This window comes from Olleya sp. Ti.3.14, assembly GCF_038154885.1.
In the GTDB taxonomy this organism is placed as follows: Bacteria; Bacteroidota; Bacteroidia; order Flavobacteriales; family Flavobacteriaceae; genus Olleya.
In genome coordinates this window covers 1-287 of sequence record NZ_JBAKAO010000082.1, presented here as the reverse complement: position 1 = coordinate 287, position 287 = coordinate 1, and the positions used below count along the sequence as shown (strand labels likewise).

Annotated in this window: 1 pseudogene; it reads right to left on the bottom strand. The window is 31.0% G+C overall.

What is annotated here, in order from left to right:
• Positions 1–56 precede the first annotated feature (56 nt).
• Positions 57–287 (bottom strand): annotated as a pseudogene (locus tag V6251_RS15375) (bifunctional pyr operon transcriptional regulator/uracil phosphoribosyltransferase PyrR); the annotation flags it as partial.

Genomic DNA, 287 nt, shown 5'->3' with positions numbered 1-287 from the left:
GTTTGTTAAGATATTTAATTCCTAATAAGTGATTGACACTTAATTCGCTCATAACTTTAATTATTTATTAGATATACTGTGTCTTCTCCTTCATTTTCAACCCAAATAACTTTGACTTTTTCATTATTACTTGCATCTACCTGTCTACCTCTGTAATCTGGTTGTATTGGTAAGTGTCTGCTAAAACGTCTATCAATAAGTGTTAGCAATTCTATCTCTTTAGGTCTACCAAACGATTGTATTGCTGTTAAAGCTGATCTAATACTACGACCTTTGTATAATACATC